We start from the raw sequence: 18,378 nt of genomic DNA on the forward strand, positions 1-18,378 counted from the left end.
TTTTGGGGTCAGGCCGATGGCGGCGTGCGCCATGCGCGCAGCAGCATGCGGGGGATGACGATCGTCTGCGCCATGCCGACCGTCGCGATGATCGCGCCCATGATCTTGGCTTCCTTGCCCTGCACCCAGGAAAAGCGCTGCATCATGATGAGAAAACCGAACATCAGGATGAAGACGCCCGACAGGCGGAACAGGTTGATGAACAGCAATCGCTCGCGCGCTGCCTTGTTCGGGTCGACCGGGGGAAGGTTGGGTTCGCTATCGCTCATGGCGTGCCGATATGGCGACCAAGGTCGACACTGTCCACCGCGACGGCCACCGCACCGACTTCGATCAGTTCTTCGGGCAAATGATAGCCCCAGTTGACGCCGATGGCCCGCACCCCTGCGCTGACCCCCATTTCGATGTCATATGTCGTATCGCCGATCATCACGGTCGTTTCTGGCACAGCGCCTGCCTCCGCCATCGCTTCCATCAACATCCCCGGATGCGGCTTCGACGGATGGCGATCCGCCGTCTGGAGCGTCACGAAACGATCGAGTATCCCATGCTGCGTCAGACACAGATTGAGGCCGCGATCCGATTTGCCCGTCGCCACGCCCAGCAACCAGCCCCGCGCCAGCAATATATCGAGCAGTTCGGCGATGCCTTCATAGAGCGGTTCGCTGACGTCGCCCTCACTCCGCATGGCGCGAAAGGCTTCGCGATACTGGTCCGACACATGGTTGTGAAACGCATCGTCCGCCTCTGGCAACAGCTTCGCCATGGCATGGGGCAGCGAAAGCCCGACGACCGACAGGATCGCCGGTCGATCCGGCGCGGGCAGCTTAACCGCATCGAATGCGCGTGCCATGGCGGCACAGATGCTATGCTGGCTGTCGACCAGCGTCCCATCGCAGTCGAAAAGCGCCAGCGGACGCATCAGCGCGTGCCTCTGCCCCGCCGTTCGCCGCGCCGTTCCTTGCGCACGGCCTTGGCATGCTGGCGCGCGAACTTCTTTTCATCGTCGCGCGTGGGCGTGGTGTCGATCTCATCGTCCAGCGGCATGTCGCCCAGTTCCATGTCGAACGCCATGTCGGCCATGCTTTCGGCGAAATGGGTGGGCAGTTCCGCCATCACATCGACATGCCCGCCATCGGGATGGTCGATGCGGATACGCCGCGCATGCAGGTGCATCTTCCGGCTGATCGTGCCGGACAGGAACGATTCCTTGCCGCCATATTTGCCGTCGCCCACGATAGGGTGCCCAATCGCCGCCATATGCACGCGCAATTGATGCGTGCGACCGGAAAATGGCTGTAGTTCCACCCACGCCGCGCGATTGCCTGCGCGTTCGATGATGCGATAGCGGGTGCGCGCAGGCAGCCCTTCCTTCTCATCGACATGCATCTTCTCGCCGCCGGTGCCGGGTTGCTTGGCAAGCGGCAAGTCGATCATGCCGTCGCGCACATCGGGCACACCGACGACCAGCGCCCAGTAAATCTTGCGCGCGGTACGGCTGGAAAACGCCTTGGCGAAATAGCCTGCCGAGCGCGCCGAGCGCGCAATCAGCAACGCGCCGGACGTATCCTTGTCCAGCCGATGCACCAGCTTGGGCCGCTGTTCGCTGTCAAACATCAGCGCATCGAGCAAACCATCGACATGCGAATCGGTCTTCGTGCCGCCCTGCGTCGCCAGACCCGGCGGCTTGTTGAGGACAATCGCCTGATCGTCGCGATGGATGACCATGTCCTGCGCGAACGCGATTTCATCGTCCGACAGCAAAATCTGCTTCTTTGCCCGCGCGGGCTTTTCCGGGCGCGGCGCTTTCGCTTCAGCGGGAGGCACCCGGATCGTCTGGCCATCGGCGACGCGATCCCCCGGCGCGGCGCGCGCGCCATCGACGCGCAACTGCCCGGTCCGCGCCCAGCGCGATACGACGTTGAACCCCACATCGGGCAGATGCCGCTGAAACCAGCGATCCAGGCGAATACCGTCATCGTCCTGCGCCACGCGGAACTGGCGTACGTCCAGCGTAACGCCCGCGTCCTTCACCGGCTTGGGCGCGACGGCGACCTTTTCGACCTTCGGCTTGGCAGTGCGCGCAGGTGCTTTTCTGGCAACATCCTTCGTATCGCGCGGCGGGCCGCTCTTGCCGGTCGGCTTCTTGGCGCCGAATTTTGCGCCAAAGCCCTTGCCCGGCTTCGCGCCATCCTTGGCAACGGGGAATGATTTCCCGGCACTGCGGCCGCGCGAAGGCGGCTTGGGCGCACCCTTGGGCGCTGCGGACTTGCCAGTCGGTCGACCCGTGGCCCCACTCGTTGGCCCCTTTGTCGGCCCATTGGTCGGTCTGCCGGGACCACGTCCGGTCGGTCCACTCTTCATGCTACACTCCGAACGATAAACAGGCCAAAGCTGAGCGCGGCCAGCGCACCCAGCACGGACGCAAGAACATAACCGACAGCCATAAGGCCCTGCCCACGCTCGATCATCAGCACCGTTTCAAGGCTGAACGCGGAAAAAGTTGTGAAGCCCCCCAGCACGCCGACACCCAGGAGCAATCGAATCTGCTCGCCATTGGCGGGCGTGGTGCGGGTCAATGTCCCCACGAGCAAGCCCATGGCGAGGCCGCCAAGCAGATTGGCGGCAAGCGTGCCCCAGGGATAGGATGCGCCGAGCATGTGCGTGGATATGCGCCCGAGCTGATAGCGCAGCGCCGCCCCGACGGCGCCGCCCGCCATGACGAGGAAGGTTTGGTTCATGGGAATACGCCCTAGAGGGTTTTGCCTCCGGCGTCACCCCTGCGTCGGCAAAGGCCCCTAGCGACCTTTATTGGCAACCATATCGACAGCAGTGCCGCCACCCGGTGCCTTCGCGAATGTCATGAAATAGGCACCATCGTCGCTGCCTCGCACCCCGCCCAGCACATGCTCGCCATTCATCAACTGATGCTCGGCATTATACCCTGCGCGCTTTGCCTGCGTGTAGTAAAAGTCGATCACATCCTGCATCGGCGCGCCTGCCACAAAGCTGACTGCCCGGATCGCACAGGACGCGCCGTCCGCTCCCGCCGCTTCAACGAGCGCAGCGCCCGGATAGAGCCCAAAAGGTTCGGGCAAGCGCGATGCCCACTGCATCCCGTAATCGGGTTTCGCATTGCAGCCACCTGCGGTCGCGTGACGCTTCCCCTGTTCGCGGGCCAGCGCCCCCAGAGTAGCAGGACCATCCGGCCCGCAATCGGGGCAAGGCTGTGCCTGGGTCGCCTCGGGCGCATGGAGCAGCTTGCCGCCAACCAGCCTGAGCGCCTGCGCCGACGCCTCTGCACCTTTCAGCGTAGGCACGCCGCCACTAATGGGCTTCTCGCCGGTCCGCACGGCATTGATGTTGGATTGCGCCGTCAGATTGGGATCGACGACAATCGGCCCTTCCAGCGCACCCCTGATAGCCGGATCGCTGACAGTGTTCGTCAGGTCCGCATCGAGCGCGTTGAGCGCGTCGTCCTTGCCGCCGCTGCTGCATCCTGCGAGCAGCAGAGAAGAGGCAAGGCATAAAGCCAGCTTCGTCGAAACAGTGCGGATCATAGGCGGGCTCCTTTCCCAAGGCCTTCGAATATCACGAAATGGTAAACAGACAGGTGCGCGCCGGATTGCCATGCCATTTTCGCTGCATTGGTCCTTGAAGCAATAGGCGGGGAAGGCCATCTTCTACACATGCTGAACATTCTTTCCGGCCTGATCGGCCTCGTCGCCTTGCTCTTCATGTTGCCGACGATCATTCCGTTTTTGGGCTGGGCGAACTGGCTTATCGTACCGATCGCCCTGTTCGGGGCGTTGGTGGGCGTTGTATCCTCCCGGAATGGCGGGCGTAATTTCTGCCTGATCGTCGCGGCGTTGGGCGTGTTTCGTCTGGTGCTTGGCGGCGGTCTTATCTGATCTGCTGCAGCGACCGTGGTCAAATCGATAGCGCCCGATCCCGAAGCGCACACACCGCCCAACGGTCTCCTCTTCGGCATCGGGGCCTATTTCCTGTGGGGGCTGTTACCCCTTTATTTCAAGCTGCTGCCGACGGTCGGTCCGGTCGAAATTGTGGCCAGCCGCATCCTGTTCTCGCTGATATTGATGATTGCGATACTGGGGGCGACCGGTGCTTTGGGCGATTTCGGCCGCACTCTGCGCGACCGGCGCACGATGATTGCCATGACCGGCAGCGCCCTGCTGATTGCCATCAATTGGTTGGTGTATATCTGGGCCGTTGCCAACGATCATATCGTTGCGGCCAGCCTGGGCTATTTTCTTAACCCTCTGGTCAACGTCCTTCTGGGCGTCTTGGTGCTGAAAGAAAAGCTGCGCCCGGTTCAAATCGCCGCAATCCTCGTCGCCGCCATAGGCGTGGCGGTCATGGCAGTGTCGGCAATAAATACGCTATGGATCAGCATAACCTTGGCGGTCAGCTTCGCATTGTACGGCCTGATCCGCAAAACGGCGGCGGTTGGCCCTCGCCAGGGGCTTGCCGCTGAAACTTTAATCCTCACGCCTATAGCCGCGGCTTATGCCATCTGGCTCGTCAGTCAGGGGCAAGCGGCGTTCGGCAAGGATGTAGCAACCTCGATCTTGCTGGCGCTTAGCGGAATCGTTACATCGGTGCCGTTGCTGTTGTTCGCGACCGCTGCGCGGCGCATGCCTTTATCGATGCTGGGGCTGCTGCAATATCTCGCACCGACAATTCAGTTTCTGATTGGCGTCCTGCTGTTCGACGAAACGCTCAGCCGCGGTCAGATGATCAGCTTTGTGTTGATCTGGGCTGGCTTGATACTCTTCACGGTCGATCTGTTGCGGTCCACCCGTGCGGCCCGCCTTGCTTTGACATAAAATCAAAGCAGGCGATCAGCGCTCAGCGACCCTTTACGGAAACTGCGTCGCTTCGAACCGAACAGGCTCGCCGATGGCCGCATTCGCCAGTGTATCGTCCCACATAACCCGATGCCCGCGAATGATCGTGCCGATTGCCTTGCCGGTCAGTTCCATGTCGGTGAACGGCGACCATTCGCAACGTGAGGCGAGCCAGTCGGTGCCCACCGTCCAACGCTTTTTCAAATCGACGATGGTGAAATCGGCGTCATAGCCAAGCGCGATCCGGCCCTTGCCCACCAGCCCGAAGATGCGCTGCGGCCCTGCACTCGTCAGCTCGATGAACCGCGCGAGCGTCGTGCGCCCATGGGCGACATGGTCGAGCAGCAGCGGCACCAGCGTCTGCACGCCGGGCATACCGCTGGGCGATGCAGGATAGGTCTTCGCCTTTTCCTCAAGCGTGTGCGGCGCATGATCCGACCCCAGCACATCGGGAACGCCCTGATTGAGCCATTTCCACAACCCGTCGCGATGCGCGCCTGAGCGGATCGGCGGGTTCATCTGCGCATAAGTGCCAAGGCGGGGATAGGCATCCTCGCCGGCCAGCGTCAGATGCTGCGGCGTGACTTCGCAAGTCGCGATATCCTTGTTCTGCGCAATATATTCCAGTTCCGCCGGTGTAGTGATGTGCAGAATGTGGATGCGCCGCCCCGCTGCGCGCGCGAGTTTGATGATCCGCTTCGTCGCGATCATTGCGCTTTCATCGTCGCGCCAGATCGGATGCGTCGACGGATCGCCTTCCAGCGCCAGAGGCTTGCGCGCATTCATCCGCGTCTCATCCTCGGCATGGATCGCCACGCGGCGCTTGCCCGATGCCAGCACGCGCGACAAAGCCGAGTCGTCGTCGACCAGCAAGCTGCCCGTCGATGCGCCCATGAAGATTTTGACGCCCGCCGTGCCGGGGATTTTTTCCAACTCTGCCAGTTGCTCGGCATTGTCGGCAGTCGCTCCAACATAAAATGCGTGATCGCACCACATCCGGTGATGCGCGCGCGTCAGCTTGTCCTGCACGCGGGCGGCGGTGTCGGTATTGGGATTGGTGTTCGGCATCTCGAACACCGCCGTCACCCCGCCCAGCACCGCCGCGCGACTCCCGCTTTCCAGATCTTCCTTATGCTCCAGCCCCGGCTCGCGGAAATGCACCTGGCTGTCGATAACGCCGGGCAGGATGTCGAGGCCCGTACAGTCTATCGTCTCGCCGCCGGACAAGCCGACACCTATCGCCGAGATCTTGCCCCCCGACACAGCGACATCGGCCTGCGCCGGTCCGCCCGGTGTGTGGACGGTGCCGTTCTTGAGGATCAGGTCATATGTCTGGGTCATGATACCGGCCAAGTTGCTGTTGGATAACGTCTACATCCGTCCTACCTAAAGGCCATGCCCGATACCATAGCGAACACCACCCTTTCCAACCGCGCCGTCATTCGTGTCGGCGGCGAGGACGCCCGCCCCTTCCTGCAAGGTTTGATAACGCAGGAGGTCATCGGCTTATTGCCCGATCAGCCGCGCTGGTCCGGCCTGTTGACCCCGCAGGGCAAGGCTTTGTTCGATTTCATGCTGTGGGCCGACGGCACCGATGTCCTCATCGATTGCGAAGCGGAACAAGCCGACGCGCTCATCCGCCGCCTGTCCCTCTATCGCTTGCGCCGCCCGGTGACGATTGCCCGCGAACCGGACCTCGCGGTGCATTGGGCAAAGGTGGCGGAAGGCAAGCCGCTGGACCCGCGCCACCCTGCGCTTGGACATCGCTGGCTTGCCCCGGCGACGGACGGCGACGCCAGTGAATCGTTTTTCGCGTATCGACTTATTTTGCAGATTTTCGAAGGAGTCGAAGAACTTGGGCAAGATCAGACGCTGTGGCTTGAAGCCAATGCCGAGGAACTGAACGGCGTCGACTTTACCAAGGGCTGCTATATCGGGCAGGAGAACACGGCGCGGATGCATTACCGTTCGAAGGTCAACCGGCGGCTGGTGGCGGTCCCGCTGGCGCAGGCTGATGCCAAGAGACAGCGTCTGGCCTTGCCCGAATTGGGCCTCTCGATCGAACATCGACGCGTCGAGGATATGGGTTCGCTGGACCTGCCCGAATGGCTCGCTCAGGCCATTGCTGCGCCCGTCGAAAGCTGAACCGAATGCGCCGTCTCGTCATTGCCGCACTACTTTGCTTGATCCCCGCCGTCGCTCAGGCAGATACACGCTGGACGCTCGTCAAAACCTATCCGCACGATCCCAAGGCCTTTACCGAAGGCCTACTGTGGGCCGATGGCGGGCTGTATGAGAGCACAGGCCTGAACGGGGTGTCCGACATTCGGCAGGTGCGATTGAAGGACGGCAAAGTTCTGCGCCGCACGACTCTGGATCGGCAGTATTTCGGCGAAGGCATCGTCAACTGGGGCGACAAGATCGTCAGCCTGACCTGGCGACATCGACTGGGATTCGTTTGGAACCGGAAGGACTTCAAGCAAACCGGCACCTTCCGTTACGAAGGCGAAGGCTGGGCGCTGACGCAGGATGGCAAGCAGATCATCATGAGCGACGGCACAGCGCAGCTACGCTTTCTCGACCCCGACACGCTGGCCGAGAAGCGGCGCGTCACGGTCACCTGGAACGGGCAACCGGTGGATCGGCTTAACGAACTGGAATATGTCAAAGGCGAAGTGCTGGCCAACATCTGGTACGAAAACCGCATCGCGCGCATCGACCCTGCGACCGGCGCGGTCATCGACTGGATCGACCTGTCCCCTCTCGCCGCCAAGGCACAGGTGAACGATCACGACGCCGTATTGAACGGCATCGCCTATGATGCTGCCAAAGACCGGCTGTTCGTCACCGGCAAATTCTGGCCGCAACTGTTCGAGATCAAGCTCCAGCGTTAGGCCGCTTTGCTGCCGCCCAAAGCCTTTTGCCGCCGCCGCTGCACCGACGATCCGATCCCGATGGCTTCGCGATATTTGGCGACTGTACGCCGGGCAATGTCGAAGCCCTTTTCGCGAAGCAGGTCGACCAACGTGTCGTCCGACAATATCTTGCGCGGGTTCTCGCCCGCGATCAGTGCCTTGATATGGCTTTTCACCGCTTCAGCGGACACCGCATCGCCACCATCGGAAGACTGGATCGCGCTGGTGAAGAAATATTTCATCTCGAACAGCCCACGCGGGCACGACAGATATTTGTTCGATGTCACTCGGCTGACAGTCGACTCGTGCATCTCGATGGCATCGGCCACCATCCGCAACGTCAGCGGCCGCAGATGCGCGACACCCTTACGGAAAAACGCTTCCTGCTGCTTCACGATTTCGCTGGCGACCTTGATGATCGTCTTCTGCCGCTGATCGAGCGCCTTTACCAGCCAGTTGGCGCTGGCGAGACAATCGGCGAGCCATGCCTTCGAATTCTTGTCATGCGCGCCGCCCGACAGCTCGACATAATAGCTGCGGTTGACCAGCAGGCGCGGCAAGGTGGCGGTATTCACTTCGATGGCCCAGCCATCTCCGCGCGGCGCTATAAACACGTCCGGCACCACCGCCTGCGTCGCATCGCCGCCAAATCGCAGGCCCGGCTTTGGGTCGTAATTACGCAGCTCCCGGATCATATCCGCCATATCTTCTTCATCGACGCCGCAGATACGGCGCAGATGCGGCAGCGCGCCCTTGGCCAGAATGTCGAGATTGTTGAGCAGCAACTGCATACACGGATCGTAGCGGTCCGCTTCCTTCGCCTGCAGCGCCAGACATTCCGACAGCGTTCGCGCTCCGACACCGGTGGGATCAAAGGACTGAATGACGCTCAGCACTGCTTCGACCGTGTAGAGCGGTACGTTGAGATTATAGGCAGTCTGCAACAGATCGGCTTCAAGATACCCCGCGTCATCGATCTGGCCGATCAATTGGCCGGCGATGATCAGTTCCGTACCCGAAAGGCGCGCACCTGCCTGCGCCATGAGATGTTCGTGCAACCCCATGTCGGCGCAAGCGAAGCTGTCGAAATCCGGCCCATCCTCGCCGAAGCCGACACTGCTTTCCTGTGACGTGCTGCTGATGCTCCGATCGGACATGGCGACACGTTCCGCCACACGATCCCCGGGACCATCGTCGATAAAAGTTTCTGCCCCGTAATCGACATCGAGCGGACTGTCGGATGCACCCATGCCCTGCGCGATGAGCGAATCGGCGGTCGCTGTTTCAGACGACAGTATCGGGGTGTCGAAGCTAGCCTCGGGCAGATCGCCCAACGACATGTCTTCGGGGCCACCCGGCGCGGATTCCAGCAGCGGGTTCTTTTCCAGCTCGCCCGCGATGAAATTTTCGATTTCAAGATTGGACAGCGCAAGCAAGCGAATTGCCTGCTGCAACTGCGGCGTCATGACAAGCGACTGGCTCTGCCGCAGATCGAGGCGTGGACCGAGCGCCATCAGCCGTGCCTACCGCAAAAAGAAATGTGCGGCAGGATCGTCATGTCACAGCGAGAAGCTCTCGCCCAGATACAGACGGCGCACATCCGCATTGGCGACCAGTTCGGTCGGGCTCCCCGCGAACAGCACTTTCCCGTCGTAGATGATGCAAGCACGATCGACGATTTCCAGCGTCTCACGAACATTATGGTCGGTGATGAGAACGCCGATGCCGCGTGTCTTCAATTGCTTCACCAGATCGCGGATATCGGCAATCGATAGCGGATCGATCCCGGCAAAGGGTTCGTCCAGCAACACGATCGATGGGTTCGCCGCCAGCGCACGCGCGATTTCGCAGCGCCGCCGCTCGCCGCCCGACAGCGCCATCGCCGATGCGCCGCGCAACCGGGCCAGCCCGAATTCGGACAACAGCGTTTCCAGCCGGTCGGCCCGCGCAGCTTTGTCCGGCTCTGCCAGTTCCAGAACCGCGCTGATGTTCTGCTCGACCGTCATCCCTCGAAAGATGGATGTTTCCTGCGGCAGATAGCCAAGGCCCAGAATGGCGCGGCGATACATGGGAAGGCTGGTGATATCATGGCCGTCGAGCATGATGCGGCCGCTGTCCGGGCGTACCAGCCCCATGATCGAATAGAAGCACGTCGTCTTGCCCGCACCATTGGGACCAAGCAGACCAACGACTTCGCCATTGCCGACCGTCAACGAAACATCGCTCAATACCGCGCGGCGATCATAGCTTTTCGCGATGGATACAACCGAAAGCCCGTCGTTCACGTCATGCGGTGCGATGGAGGACGCGCTATGGTCGACACCGGGGTCGATGCTGGCAACTTCGTTCATGGCCTGTCCTTATGAGCCTCGTGCAGCCCCGCCTTCAATCTGGCAGGCTTTGTGCATGGAAGGAGGGATGTCGGCAAGGGGCTTTGCACCGCCACGCGAAACCATGCCCGGATTATCAGGGTTTGGTGGTCCGCTGCGGTACGGTGAACGTGCCCGAAACGCGACCCGAAGAGCCGGTGGTCGATCCCGGCGGACCGCCTGCCGAACGGCCATCGACAGTCGAGCGACCACTGACGAGGTCGATCAGCAACCGCCCACCCGTCAGCCGATTGGCGCCCTGGTTCAATTGGACATTGCCCAGCATCGTGATGAGCCGTCGATTGAGATCGTATATCGCGACATTCCCACGGGCCGTTTCATTGCCGCGAGTCACTACGACACTGCCCGATGCGTCGATCCGGTCGATTTCGACGCTGCCCACTTGCCGATAGGCCACGGTCATACGAGCCGCAGTCAAATGCAGTCCGGCCTGATCGACGACGACATTGCCCGACACCACAACCCGGTCCGCCCGATCCTGCACTTCGATTCTGTCGGCGGCAAAGTTGACGGGCGCGTTGCTATTGTGATTCGCCATGATCTGCGCATGCGCGGACCCGGCACACGCCAGCGCGCCCAGTATGGCCGCAGCAAGAGTGGAAGAAGACAATAGCCGGTTCATAGTCACCGCCCTTTGAGGCCATTTTGGTCGATACGCAAGCGGGCGCGACCATTCAAGGTCACTGTCCGCTCGCTGAGGTCCGCTTCCAGATGGTCGGCGCTGAACGTACCGATAGGCATGCGTCCATCGACGCGCCCGTCGCTCTTCATTCGCCGTGTTTTGAGGTCGATGCCGACGTCGCGAGTCGTCATGCGGTAACCACCGGCCGCCTGAAACTGTACTGCGCCGTCTATCTTAACACGCTCGGCATCCATGTCGTAGCGACCGCGCTGCGCGACAAGCACAGCGGGGCCATCCGACAACAGGATACGTGCCGACAAGTCCTGCAAATCGACGATCGGCTCACGCGAGCTTTTCTGGACGGCTGACCCGGCCCGCAGGGAAAAGCGCTGCCCCTTGCTGTCTTCCCCCCGATACAGGGCTTCGGTGACCCGCATGCGCTCCTTGGCGACAGCGACCTTGTTCTTGTCGAGAACGAAGCTGACATCGCCCGACCCGGTAAACGGCGCCATCGCGAGGAAAGCCGACAGGACGCCGACCATCACCGGCAAAATGTTCTTCAGCGTGCCGATCAGCCGATCATGTGCGCCGCCCGGCACGGCCCAGTGCTGGCGATGGGAACGTTGCTGTTCGGCTTGAAGCGACATCTCGGTTTAGATATGCGCGAAAATGTCGGCTTCGGGCCAGCCGGCCAGATCGAGTTGCGCACGATGCGGCAGGAAATCGAAACAGGCCTGCGCCAATTCCATGCGCCCTTCGCGAATCAGGCGACGGTCCAGTTCCTCTTTCAGCATATGCAAATAACGGACGTCCGACGCTGCATAATCCTTTTGCGCGTCCGACAAGACCGGGCCACCCCAGTCGGAGCTTTGCTGTACCTTGCTCAAATCCTGCGAGAGCAATTCCCGCACCAGTTCTTTCAGGCCGTGGCGATCGGTATAGGTCCGCACGAGGCGCGACGCGATCTTGGTGCAATATACTGGCGCGGCAAGCACACCGAGGTAATGCTGCATGGCGGCAATGTCGAAGCGGCCGAAATGGAACAGCTTGAGCCGTGCCGGATCGGCGACGATGGCCTTAAGATTAGGCGCATCGTAACGGCTGCCCGGATTGAAACGGACAAGATGTTCGTCGCCCTTTCCATCGCTGATCTGCACGACGCAAAGGCGATCGCGCGGGGTAATGAGCCCCATGGTTTCGGTATCGATGGCTACGGACCCTTCGGCAAGGACATCTGCCGGCAAGTCTTCTTCATGAAAATGGACTGTCATCCGATCCCTTTAGAGAGGGAATCCTCGCCATTCAATGAACCGTTTTGGTCGTGTCATCCCCGGCCTTGTTCATCCGACGGCGTCGGCTGGCGATGTTGAGCATTTCGACGAAGGCCGAAAACGCCATCGCGGCATAAATATACCCTTTCGGCACGTGCACGCCAAAGCCGTCGGCAATGAGTACGGAACCGATCATGAGCAGGAAACCCAAAGCCAGCATGACGACCGTCGGGTTCTTTCCGATGAACGTGGCCAGGGGATCGGCGGCCAGCAACATCACCGTTACCGCAACGATCACGGCAATCACCATGACCGGCAAATGATCGGTCATGCCCACGGCCGTCAGGATCGAATCAATGGAAAACACCATGTCGAGCAGCAGTATCTGAACGATCACCGCACCGAAGCTCACGACCTTCGAGCCCTTTTTATCGAGCAAGGCGCCCGATTCTTCGGTGTCCAGATTATGGTGGATTTCCTTGGTCGCCTTCCACACCAGAAACAGGCCGCCGGTAATCAATATGATGTCACGCCAGGAAAATGCCGTTTCGAACGTCGGCTCCCCATGGCTTCCGGGTGTGCCCGTAATGCCTAGGTCGATAACCGGTTGTGTCAGCCCGACAAGCCAAGCGATGCCCGAAAGGAGCAAGAGCCTGAGGCCGAGGGCAAGGCCGATCCCCAACTTGCGCGCCTTGCCCTGCTGTTCCGGCGGCAGCTTGTTGGAAAGAATCGATATGAAGATTAAATTGTCGATACCGAGTACCACCTCCATGATCACCAGCGCAAATAGCGCAGCCCAGACAGCGGGATCGGCGAAAATGGAGAACATCTCGGTCATGGCGACTCCTTGCCTAAATGTAGCGCTGCGTACAAGATGCCCTTGCATGTTGATCAGTTGGGGGATGTTCGATCATGAATGACGGCAATGGAAGCACACAAACCAGCAGCTTTTCGCTTAACGGCCCTACCATTATTGCGTTGCTTTACCTCGCGAGTTTTGTGCTGGGGGTGACGGGCATCATCGGGCTTGTCTTGGCCTATATCTGGAAAGGTGAGGCCCGCGCGCCTTGGGAATCAAGCCATTACCGTTTTCATATCCGGACGTTCTGGATAGCATTTGCAGGCTCCGTCATAGGCTTCACATTGCTGATCATCGGCATCGGATTCCTGATCATGCTGGCTATCGGCATCTGGGTAATCGTGCGCAGCGTTGTTGCGTTATTGAAGGCGCAAAAGCAGGAAGCCATCGCCGATCCTGCGACGTGGACTATCTGAATTGTTGGTAAACGGAATATCGACTTGCGCACTTCGAGTGCTTCGAGACGTAAAGACAACGGAACGTCAGGAAAATCATTCGCGTAACCTAAAAAATCTGTCTATACTGATTCCAAACCGTGGTTTTGCGGCGGATTCTGCATGTCCCTTCGTCCGGCATGTTCATCCGAAGTTCGATGGGCGAAGCGAAAGTGACTAACAGGGCATGAGTTTTGATAGAGGTCGCCGCGGGCGCGGCAAGGACAAGCGGGACGGTTTCGGCGACGAGAATTTCGGCGGATACGCAGAACAGGGTGGCGGCCGTTTTGGCGGCGGCGGTGATCGCTTCGGCGGTGGCGGCGGCGGCTTTGGTGGCGGCGACCGTTTCGGCGGCGGCGGCGGCGGCGGTGATCGCTTCGGCGGTGGCGGCGGCTTCGGCGGCGGTGCTGGCGGCGGCGGCGGTTTCCGCGGCGGTGGCGCGGGTGCTGGCGGCGGCGGTCGCGGCATGCCTGCCCAGGTCGTTGGGGAAGGCACCGGCGTTGTAAAGTTCTTCAATGGACAAAAGGGCTTCGGCTTTGTCGTGCGTGACGATGGTGGCGAAGATGTGTTCGTTCACATCAGCGCAGTCGAGCAGGCCGGCCTGACAGGTCTGGCCGAAGGTCAGCCTTTGGGCTTCACCCTGGTCGATCGCGGCGGCAAGGTTTCGGCGACCGATCTGAAGATCGATGGCGAACCCCTTCCTGTGACCGATCGCGGCCCGCCGCGTGAAGCACGTGAACCACGCGCCGGCGGTTTCGGCGGTGGCGCCCCTGCAGGTGATCGCGGACCTCAGCGTCAGCTTACCGGCGAACGTTCGAGCGGCACGGTCAAGTTCTTCAACGCTATGAAAGGCTTCGGCTTCATTCAGCGCGATGACGGTCAGCCCGATGCGTTTGTTCATATCAGCGCCGTTGAACGTGCTGGCATGGCATCGCTCAATGAAGGCGATCGTCTGGATTTCGAACTGGAAGTCGATCGTCGCGGCAAGTACGCGGCTGTGAACCTTCAGCCAAAGTCCGACTGATAGAAATATCGTCGTTCCCAACGGAACGAATATACACAAAAGGGCCGATGCACTTGATGGTGCATCGGCCCTTTTGTTTTAGACTAATCAATATGCCGCCACCCGGTTTTCACGACCGGGCGACGGTATAGATTTGAAATCAGCCCTTGCGGCTGGCTTCGAACAGGAACCATGCGCGTTCTTCGGCCTGATCGGTCCAGTCATCGATAATGCCCTCGGTTGCATTATCCTTGGCTTCGGTTGCCGCTTCCTTGGCAGCGCGCAGCGTTTCGACAAAATCCAGATTGTCCTGGCGCAGTTCAGCCAGCATGTCCTCGGCGCTTACGAAAGTCGCGTCATTGTCCTTGATCGTCTGATGACGGGAAATGTCGCCGATAGACCGCAGCGTGGTGTTCCCCGTCTTGCGGACACGTTCTGCAATTGCATCGGTCGTGGCCAAAATCTGCGCAGCCTGATCGTCGAACATCAAGTGATAATCGCGAAAATGCGGGCCCGAGACATGCCAGTGGAAATTCTTCGTCTTCAGATACAGCGCGTAGCTGTCGGCGAGCACACCATTCAGTGCGTCGGCTACGGACTTCGTCGCGTTGCTTTTGAGATCCGTGGGGGTTTTGAGTTCGGCTGCTGTCATGAATATTCTCCCGATCGAGCAAAAAAGGTTACGGACACATAATGATCGACTAGCGAATTAGTGCCACGGGATACCAACAAACTTTCGGAAAAAGAATCATCTAATGTGATCGTTCCAGCCGATCAAAGCAGGGACGTAGCGGACAGTGCCATAACCGCGCCAATCGACATCAGAATGCTGCCGCCCATGCGGCGTATCCAGAGGAGTCCACCAGACGCGAGTATGGGTTTGCGCAGGAACACCGCCGGAGCGCAGGCGACGAATATCCCGATCGCTCCGCCAATGGCCGCCATGACGGGATCGCCTGTGCGTGTTGCCAAACCGAGAATTATGAACTGTGCGCCGTCGCCAAATCCCAGAATGAAGATGCCGGCAAATGCGGTCAATGCTGGCCCCGTGCGCCAGCTATCGAGTGTGTCGGGGTGTTTGGCTGCGATGAACAATCCTACCCCGCCCAGCACCAAAGCGAGCGCCAGGAATAAGGTCCGCGCATCGGACGCGATCATAGTGGAGATGAGCCAGCCGCCTGCCGCAGAAAGTGCGGCATTGGCCATCGCGCCAACGGCTATGCCGACAAGGACCGCGCTATCGCGCTGGAAGCGCTGTGCCAGGGCCAGCGACAACATCTGGTTGCCGCCGCCCATCTCGCATAGCGCGCATGCCAGAAGTGCTGACAGCAATGCATCCATATCCGCTGGACGTCAGGCGCCCATGCGCAGGGACATCGCCGCCATATAGGCCGTGCTGACGTGCGGGCCGACCTCTTCGCAGGCCGCGGCATCGCGCATCATATCAAGGTAGGATAGAACGATGGGACCGTGTCCATCCAGCGCCAGCGCCGATTCGAGCATGGACGCCAGGCGTTCGAGCGGTTCCATGCCATAGCTGCGGGCGACATGCCGGATGTGGTCGACTTCCTCGCACATATTGGTGAGGCGGATGTGCCCCCGTTGCGCCGCTATCGCGTCGATGCGATTGATTACGTCAGTCCGAATCATCGACATTGCATCATGCTTCATGGGTGCGGCTCCCTGTTTGCCTGTCCCTGTCACGATCATGCGCGCTCGATAGTTAATGGCCCGTAAAGTGCTGGCGGAAGCCGCAAGAAAACAGCCCGGCGCTTGACAGGAAGGCGAATCTGCCGCAATGGGCGGCGCTGAAACCGGGCGGCTGCGATGCCGCCTTTATTTTTCAACAGATTCGCGGGGGTAGATCCTCCGTCTTTTTTGCAAGGATACGGATATGGCGAAGCCAGCCACCGTCAAGATCAGACTCGTCAGCACGGCTGACACCGGCTTCTTCTACGTGACGAAGAAGAATCCGCGCACCAAGACGGAAAAGTTCAGCTTCCGCAAATATGATCCCGTCGTGCGCAAGCATGTCGAGTTCAAGGAAGCCAAGATCAAGTAAGCCGCTGAGATCGAACCGTCCGGTTCGATCCAATGCGTTGCTTGCCTACAAAGGCCCGCTCCGGATTTCGGCGCGGGCCTTTGTCGTTGGGCGCATGTTCATGGTGCAGGCTGAAACAGTCCATTGACCACGTCCATGAACTTCATGACCGAAATGGGCTTTGAGACATAGGCTTGGGCCCCTGCAGCCCGGATCTTTTCTTCGTCGCCCTTCCCCGCATAGGCTGTCACCGCCATTACTGGCACATGCCTTAGCGCCGGGTCGGCCTTCAGCGCGATAATAATGTCGATACCGCTGATGTGGGGCAGGTGAATGTCCATGATGACAAGCTCAGGCAAAAAAGCACGGGCCTGTACAAGCGCGTCACGCCCGTCACGCACCGCCAGCGCGTCATGACCATGCGCGCGCAGCAGATCGCAGAAAAGTTTCAGATTGAGTTCGTTGTCCTCGACAACGAGCACGCGCTTTGCCAACAGAAGCTCCGGAAACTCATTGACCCACGGGACATCCCGTACCCCTCACGAGGCAGTACCTAAATGCCCCCCAGCGACATGGAAAGCAAGAACAGCGCGCCCGACCCGCAAACGCTGGCTTTGCAGGCACTGGTGTGGATGCTGTCCGACACGCGGCGCGCCGATCGGCTGCTGGCAATTACCGGGCTGGACGCTGACGCGCTTCGGGCGGGGATTGGCGATCCGTTGATACTCAGCGCCGTTCTCGACCATCTGGCGAACTATGAGCCGGATCTCATCGCCTGTGCCGATGCGATAGACTGCAAACCAACTGCCCTGATCCACGCGCATAAGGCACTGACCGCATGAACCGTCCCTTGATCGTTACCGACTGCGATGAGGTGCTGCTGCACATGGTCGTACCCTTCCGACACTGGCTTGACGAAGCGCACGGCGTGCATTTCGATATGCGAGGCCAGGAGTTTACGGACGCATTGCGACACAAGGACAGCGGCGATGTGCTGGAACGCGAGTTGGTCTGGACATTGCTGAGTGCCTTTTTCGATACCGAAATGCACCGGCAGCAGCCGATCGCCGGTGCCGTCGATGCACTGGCCCGGCTGTCACATGTTGCCGACATAGAGGTGTTGACGAATATTGGCGAACGCGCGCACGCCGGGCGTGTGGAGCAACTGCGCATGTTAGGGATCGAGCACCGGGTCCACTGGAACCAGGGCGGCAAAGGCGCTCCGCTCGCAAAGATAATCGAGCGCAAACAGCCAAGTGTAACCGTATTCATCGACGATCTGGGCGTTCATCATCAATCGGTTGCCAAACATGCACCGCAGGCATGGCGCCTCCATATGATTGGCGAACCCGAAATCGCCGGGCAGGTGCCTTCTGAACCTGCGGCTCATGCCCGTATCGATCATTGGCCGGATGCCGAAGCATGGATCATGGATCGCTTTGCGCAAGGCGAGCACGCTGCGCCGTTCTCCGCTTGACCCTTTCCCTCACCACGATCAGAAGAGCGCAATGAGCATTGAATCGCATATCGCCGAACTCGGCCACGTCCTGCCCCAGCCTGCGGCACCTATCGCATCCTATGTCGCAGCCGTTGAGGTCAATGGCATGCTCCATATCTCCGGCCAGTTGCCATTCGATGGCGATGTCATCTTGACGGGACGTCTGGGTGATGATCGCGATATCGCCTTCGGGCAGAAAGCCGCCGAGAAGTGCGGCCTTATGCTGGTTGCGCAGATGAAGGCCGCGTTGGGATCGCTGGACCGCGTCGAGCGCGTCGTGAAGCTGGGTGCGTTTATCGCCAGCACGGACGATTTCACCGATCAGCCCGCTGTCGCCAATGGTGCATCGGACCTGATGGTCGCGATCTTCGGTGAAGCGGGACGCCATGCCCGTAGTGCAGTCGGCGTTCCTGTCCTGCCGCGCGGGGCTGCGGTGGAGATCGATGCAATCATCGCCGTCCGGCAAGGTTAAGCCGA

At 60.3% G+C, this 18,378-nt stretch carries 26 protein-coding genes; 10 read left to right on the forward strand and 16 right to left on the reverse strand.

The genetic code is table 11. The annotated features are described in order from the left end of the window. Positions 1–8: 8 nt before the first annotated feature. From LQ220_RS08820 to LQ220_RS08840, 5 genes are read right to left on the reverse strand one after another with little or no spacing between them, the layout of a single operon-like run. A complete protein-coding gene (locus LQ220_RS08820; protein ID WP_230187919.1) occupies positions 9–269 on the reverse strand; it encodes a hypothetical protein in 261 nt (86 codons plus the stop codon). Next, complete coding sequence (locus LQ220_RS08825) at positions 266–925, reverse strand: HAD-IA family hydrolase (protein ID WP_230188018.1); 660 nt, start codon at positions 923–925, stop codon at positions 266–268. The genes LQ220_RS08820 and LQ220_RS08825 overlap by 4 nt, the downstream gene beginning before the upstream one ends. Next, positions 922–2,364, reverse strand: a complete 1,443-nt coding sequence (locus LQ220_RS08830) for an RluA family pseudouridine synthase (RefSeq protein WP_230187920.1) — start codon at positions 2,362–2,364, stop codon at positions 922–924. Before LQ220_RS08830 ends, LQ220_RS08825 begins: the two co-directional genes overlap by 4 nt. After that, positions 2,361–2,741, reverse strand: a complete 381-nt coding sequence (gene crcB / locus LQ220_RS08835; RefSeq protein WP_230187921.1) for a fluoride efflux transporter CrcB — start codon at positions 2,739–2,741, stop codon at positions 2,361–2,363. Before crcB ends, LQ220_RS08830 begins: the two co-directional genes overlap by 4 nt. 57 nt (positions 2,742–2,798) lie before the next feature. Beyond that, on the reverse strand, positions 2,799–3,560 hold the full coding sequence (locus LQ220_RS08840; protein WP_230187922.1) for a hypothetical protein: 762 nt from the start codon (positions 3,558–3,560) through the stop codon (positions 2,799–2,801). A 129-nt stretch (positions 3,561–3,689) separates the two neighbouring features. Between LQ220_RS08840 and LQ220_RS08845 the strand changes: the two genes are divergently transcribed. Beyond that, the gene (locus tag LQ220_RS08845; RefSeq protein ID WP_230187923.1) at positions 3,690–3,911 is read left to right on the forward strand and encodes a hypothetical protein; all 222 of its coding nucleotides are present in this window, start codon (positions 3,690–3,692) and stop codon (positions 3,909–3,911) included. A 15-nt stretch (positions 3,912–3,926) separates the two neighbouring features. Continuing rightward, positions 3,927–4,847 carry an EamA family transporter RarD gene (gene rarD / locus LQ220_RS08850; protein WP_290369025.1) on the forward strand — a complete coding sequence of 307 codons (921 nt, stop codon included), beginning with the start codon at positions 3,927–3,929 and terminating at the stop codon, positions 4,845–4,847. Between the two features lie 33 nt (positions 4,848–4,880). On the opposite strand, the gene LQ220_RS08855 is transcribed toward rarD, so the two are convergent. After that, the gene (locus LQ220_RS08855; protein ID WP_230187924.1) at positions 4,881–6,209 is read right to left on the reverse strand and encodes a dihydroorotase; all 1,329 of its coding nucleotides are present in this window, start codon (positions 6,207–6,209) and stop codon (positions 4,881–4,883) included. 66 nt (positions 6,210–6,275) lie between these two features. On the opposite strand from LQ220_RS08855, the gene LQ220_RS08860 reads away from it, so the two are divergent. Together LQ220_RS08860 and LQ220_RS08865 are read left to right on the forward strand one after the other, a co-directional pair. Then, a complete protein-coding gene (locus tag LQ220_RS08860) occupies positions 6,276–7,013 on the forward strand; it encodes a folate-binding protein (RefSeq protein WP_230188020.1) in 738 nt (245 codons plus the stop codon). 5 nt (positions 7,014–7,018) lie between these two features. Next, positions 7,019–7,762, forward strand: coding sequence for a glutaminyl-peptide cyclotransferase (locus LQ220_RS08865; RefSeq protein ID WP_230187925.1), 744 nt, complete (start codon positions 7,019–7,021; stop codon positions 7,760–7,762). Here the strand turns inward: LQ220_RS08865 and rpoN are convergent. The 6 genes from rpoN to LQ220_RS08895 all read right to left on the reverse strand — a co-directional run bounded on the left by rpoN (position 7,759) and on the right by LQ220_RS08895 (position 12,904). Next, positions 7,759–9,297 (reverse strand): RNA polymerase factor sigma-54, encoded by a 1,539-nt coding sequence (rpoN, locus tag LQ220_RS08870; protein WP_230187926.1) that lies wholly within the window; start codon positions 9,295–9,297, stop codon positions 7,759–7,761. The two genes, LQ220_RS08865 and rpoN, sit on opposite strands and share 4 nt — an antisense overlap. A 45-nt stretch (positions 9,298–9,342) precedes the next feature. Beyond that, positions 9,343–10,134, reverse strand: coding sequence for an LPS export ABC transporter ATP-binding protein (lptB, locus tag LQ220_RS08875; RefSeq protein ID WP_230187927.1), 792 nt, complete (start codon positions 10,132–10,134; stop codon positions 9,343–9,345). A gap of 115 nt (positions 10,135–10,249) precedes the next feature. Then, positions 10,250–10,795, reverse strand: coding sequence for an LptA/OstA family protein (locus tag LQ220_RS08880; RefSeq protein ID WP_230187928.1), 546 nt, complete (start codon positions 10,793–10,795; stop codon positions 10,250–10,252). Positions 10,796–10,797: 2 nt separating this feature from the next. Then, positions 10,798–11,442, reverse strand: a complete 645-nt coding sequence (gene lptC / locus LQ220_RS08885; protein ID WP_230187929.1) for an LPS export ABC transporter periplasmic protein LptC — start codon at positions 11,440–11,442, stop codon at positions 10,798–10,800. Positions 11,443–11,448: 6 nt separating this feature from the next. Then, positions 11,449–12,066, reverse strand: coding sequence for a ribonuclease D (locus tag LQ220_RS08890; RefSeq protein WP_230187930.1), 618 nt, complete (start codon positions 12,064–12,066; stop codon positions 11,449–11,451). A gap of 31 nt (positions 12,067–12,097) precedes the next feature. Next, a complete protein-coding gene (locus tag LQ220_RS08895; RefSeq protein WP_230187931.1) occupies positions 12,098–12,904 on the reverse strand; it encodes a TerC family protein in 807 nt (268 codons plus the stop codon). A gap of 74 nt (positions 12,905–12,978) precedes the next feature. Here LQ220_RS08895 and LQ220_RS08900 point away from each other — a divergent pair, with 74 nt between their 5' ends. Together LQ220_RS08900 and LQ220_RS24895 are read left to right on the forward strand one after the other, a co-directional pair. Continuing rightward, positions 12,979–13,341: a hypothetical protein gene (locus LQ220_RS08900; RefSeq protein WP_230187932.1), complete on the forward strand. Its 363-nt coding sequence runs from the start codon at positions 12,979–12,981 to the stop codon at positions 13,339–13,341. 205 nt (positions 13,342–13,546) lie between these two features. After that, positions 13,547–14,383, forward strand: a complete 837-nt coding sequence (locus tag LQ220_RS24895; protein WP_290369026.1) for a cold-shock protein — start codon at positions 13,547–13,549, stop codon at positions 14,381–14,383. A gap of 139 nt (positions 14,384–14,522) precedes the next feature. On the opposite strand, the gene LQ220_RS08915 is transcribed toward LQ220_RS24895, so the two are convergent. The 3 genes from LQ220_RS08915 to LQ220_RS08925 all read right to left on the reverse strand — a co-directional run bounded on the left by LQ220_RS08915 (position 14,523) and on the right by LQ220_RS08925 (position 16,033). Next, positions 14,523–15,014 carry a DNA starvation/stationary phase protection protein gene (locus LQ220_RS08915; protein WP_230187933.1) on the reverse strand — a complete coding sequence of 164 codons (492 nt, stop codon included), beginning with the start codon at positions 15,012–15,014 and terminating at the stop codon, positions 14,523–14,525. Positions 15,015–15,136: 122 nt separating this feature from the next. Next, a complete protein-coding gene (locus LQ220_RS08920; protein ID WP_230187934.1) occupies positions 15,137–15,703 on the reverse strand; it encodes a TMEM165/GDT1 family protein in 567 nt (188 codons plus the stop codon). Between the two features lie 12 nt (positions 15,704–15,715). After that, entirely contained in the window at positions 15,716–16,033 is a 318-nt protein-coding gene (locus tag LQ220_RS08925) for a hypothetical protein (protein ID WP_230187935.1), read from the reverse strand. A 223-nt stretch (positions 16,034–16,256) separates the two neighbouring features. On the opposite strand from LQ220_RS08925, the gene rpmG reads away from it, so the two are divergent. After that, complete coding sequence (gene rpmG / locus LQ220_RS08930; RefSeq protein WP_066599119.1) at positions 16,257–16,424, forward strand: 50S ribosomal protein L33; 168 nt, start codon at positions 16,257–16,259, stop codon at positions 16,422–16,424. A 98-nt stretch (positions 16,425–16,522) separates the two neighbouring features. Here the strand turns inward: rpmG and LQ220_RS08935 are convergent, their stop codons facing one another. Further along, positions 16,523–16,897 carry a response regulator gene (locus LQ220_RS08935; RefSeq protein WP_230187936.1) on the reverse strand — a complete coding sequence of 125 codons (375 nt, stop codon included), beginning with the start codon at positions 16,895–16,897 and terminating at the stop codon, positions 16,523–16,525. A 63-nt stretch (positions 16,898–16,960) separates the two neighbouring features. On the opposite strand from LQ220_RS08935, the gene LQ220_RS08940 reads away from it, so the two are divergent. Genes LQ220_RS08940 through LQ220_RS08950 form a run of 3 tightly spaced genes read left to right on the forward strand, consistent with a single transcriptional unit; the run spans position 16,961 to position 18,373 of the window. Then, positions 16,961–17,245, forward strand: a complete 285-nt coding sequence (locus LQ220_RS08940) for a DUF3572 domain-containing protein (protein ID WP_230187937.1) — start codon at positions 16,961–16,963, stop codon at positions 17,243–17,245. Next, positions 17,242–17,880, forward strand: a complete 639-nt coding sequence (locus LQ220_RS08945) for an HAD family hydrolase (RefSeq protein WP_230187938.1) — start codon at positions 17,242–17,244, stop codon at positions 17,878–17,880. Before LQ220_RS08940 ends, LQ220_RS08945 begins: the two co-directional genes overlap by 4 nt. A gap of 31 nt (positions 17,881–17,911) precedes the next feature. Beyond that, on the forward strand, positions 17,912–18,373 hold the full coding sequence (locus tag LQ220_RS08950; RefSeq protein ID WP_230187939.1) for a RidA family protein: 462 nt from the start codon (positions 17,912–17,914) through the stop codon (positions 18,371–18,373). Positions 18,374–18,378 lie beyond the last annotated feature (5 nt).

It is taken from the genome of Sphingobium sp. CECT 9361, from assembly GCF_918741285.1.
Taxonomy (GTDB): domain Bacteria; phylum Pseudomonadota; class Alphaproteobacteria; order Sphingomonadales; family Sphingomonadaceae; genus Sphingobium.

Coding starts and splice junctions, on each gene's coding strand:
- lptB (WP_230187927.1), bottom strand. CDS start 10,134: ATGAACGAAGTTGCCAGCATCGACCCCGGTGTCGACCATAGCGCGTCC.
- LQ220_RS08945 (WP_230187938.1), top strand. CDS start 17,242: ATGAACCGTCCCTTGATCGTTACCGACTGCGATGAGGTGCTGCTGCAC.
- LQ220_RS08950 (WP_230187939.1), top strand. CDS start 17,912: ATGAGCATTGAATCGCATATCGCCGAACTCGGCCACGTCCTGCCCCAG.
- LQ220_RS24895 (WP_290369026.1), top strand. CDS start 13,547: ATGAGTTTTGATAGAGGTCGCCGCGGGCGCGGCAAGGACAAGCGGGAC.
- LQ220_RS08830 (WP_230187920.1), bottom strand. CDS start 2,364: ATGAAGAGTGGACCGACCGGACGTGGTCCCGGCAGACCGACCAATGGG.
- crcB (WP_230187921.1), bottom strand. CDS start 2,741: ATGAACCAAACCTTCCTCGTCATGGCGGGCGGCGCCGTCGGGGCGGCG.
- LQ220_RS08820 (WP_230187919.1), bottom strand. CDS start 269: ATGAGCGATAGCGAACCCAACCTTCCCCCGGTCGACCCGAACAAGGCA.
- rpoN (WP_230187926.1), bottom strand. CDS start 9,297: ATGGCGCTCGGTCCACGCCTCGATCTGCGGCAGAGCCAGTCGCTTGTC.
- LQ220_RS08940 (WP_230187937.1), top strand. CDS start 16,961: ATGCCCCCCAGCGACATGGAAAGCAAGAACAGCGCGCCCGACCCGCAA.
- LQ220_RS08890 (WP_230187930.1), bottom strand. CDS start 12,066: ATGACAGTCCATTTTCATGAAGAAGACTTGCCGGCAGATGTCCTTGCC.
- LQ220_RS08840 (WP_230187922.1), bottom strand. CDS start 3,560: ATGATCCGCACTGTTTCGACGAAGCTGGCTTTATGCCTTGCCTCTTCT.
- LQ220_RS08845 (WP_230187923.1), top strand. CDS start 3,690: ATGCTGAACATTCTTTCCGGCCTGATCGGCCTCGTCGCCTTGCTCTTC.
- LQ220_RS08895 (WP_230187931.1), bottom strand. CDS start 12,904: ATGACCGAGATGTTCTCCATTTTCGCCGATCCCGCTGTCTGGGCTGCG.
- rpmG (WP_066599119.1), top strand. CDS start 16,257: ATGGCGAAGCCAGCCACCGTCAAGATCAGACTCGTCAGCACGGCTGAC.
- LQ220_RS08920 (WP_230187934.1), bottom strand. CDS start 15,703: ATGGATGCATTGCTGTCAGCACTTCTGGCATGCGCGCTATGCGAGATG.
- lptC (WP_230187929.1), bottom strand. CDS start 11,442: ATGTCGCTTCAAGCCGAACAGCAACGTTCCCATCGCCAGCACTGGGCC.
- LQ220_RS08900 (WP_230187932.1), top strand. CDS start 12,979: ATGAATGACGGCAATGGAAGCACACAAACCAGCAGCTTTTCGCTTAAC.
- LQ220_RS08855 (WP_230187924.1), bottom strand. CDS start 6,209: ATGACCCAGACATATGACCTGATCCTCAAGAACGGCACCGTCCACACA.
- LQ220_RS08880 (WP_230187928.1), bottom strand. CDS start 10,795: ATGAACCGGCTATTGTCTTCTTCCACTCTTGCTGCGGCCATACTGGGC.
- LQ220_RS08925 (WP_230187935.1), bottom strand. CDS start 16,033: ATGAAGCATGATGCAATGTCGATGATTCGGACTGACGTAATCAATCGC.
- LQ220_RS08865 (WP_230187925.1), top strand. CDS start 7,019: ATGCGCCGTCTCGTCATTGCCGCACTACTTTGCTTGATCCCCGCCGTC.
- LQ220_RS08915 (WP_230187933.1), bottom strand. CDS start 15,014: ATGACAGCAGCCGAACTCAAAACCCCCACGGATCTCAAAAGCAACGCG.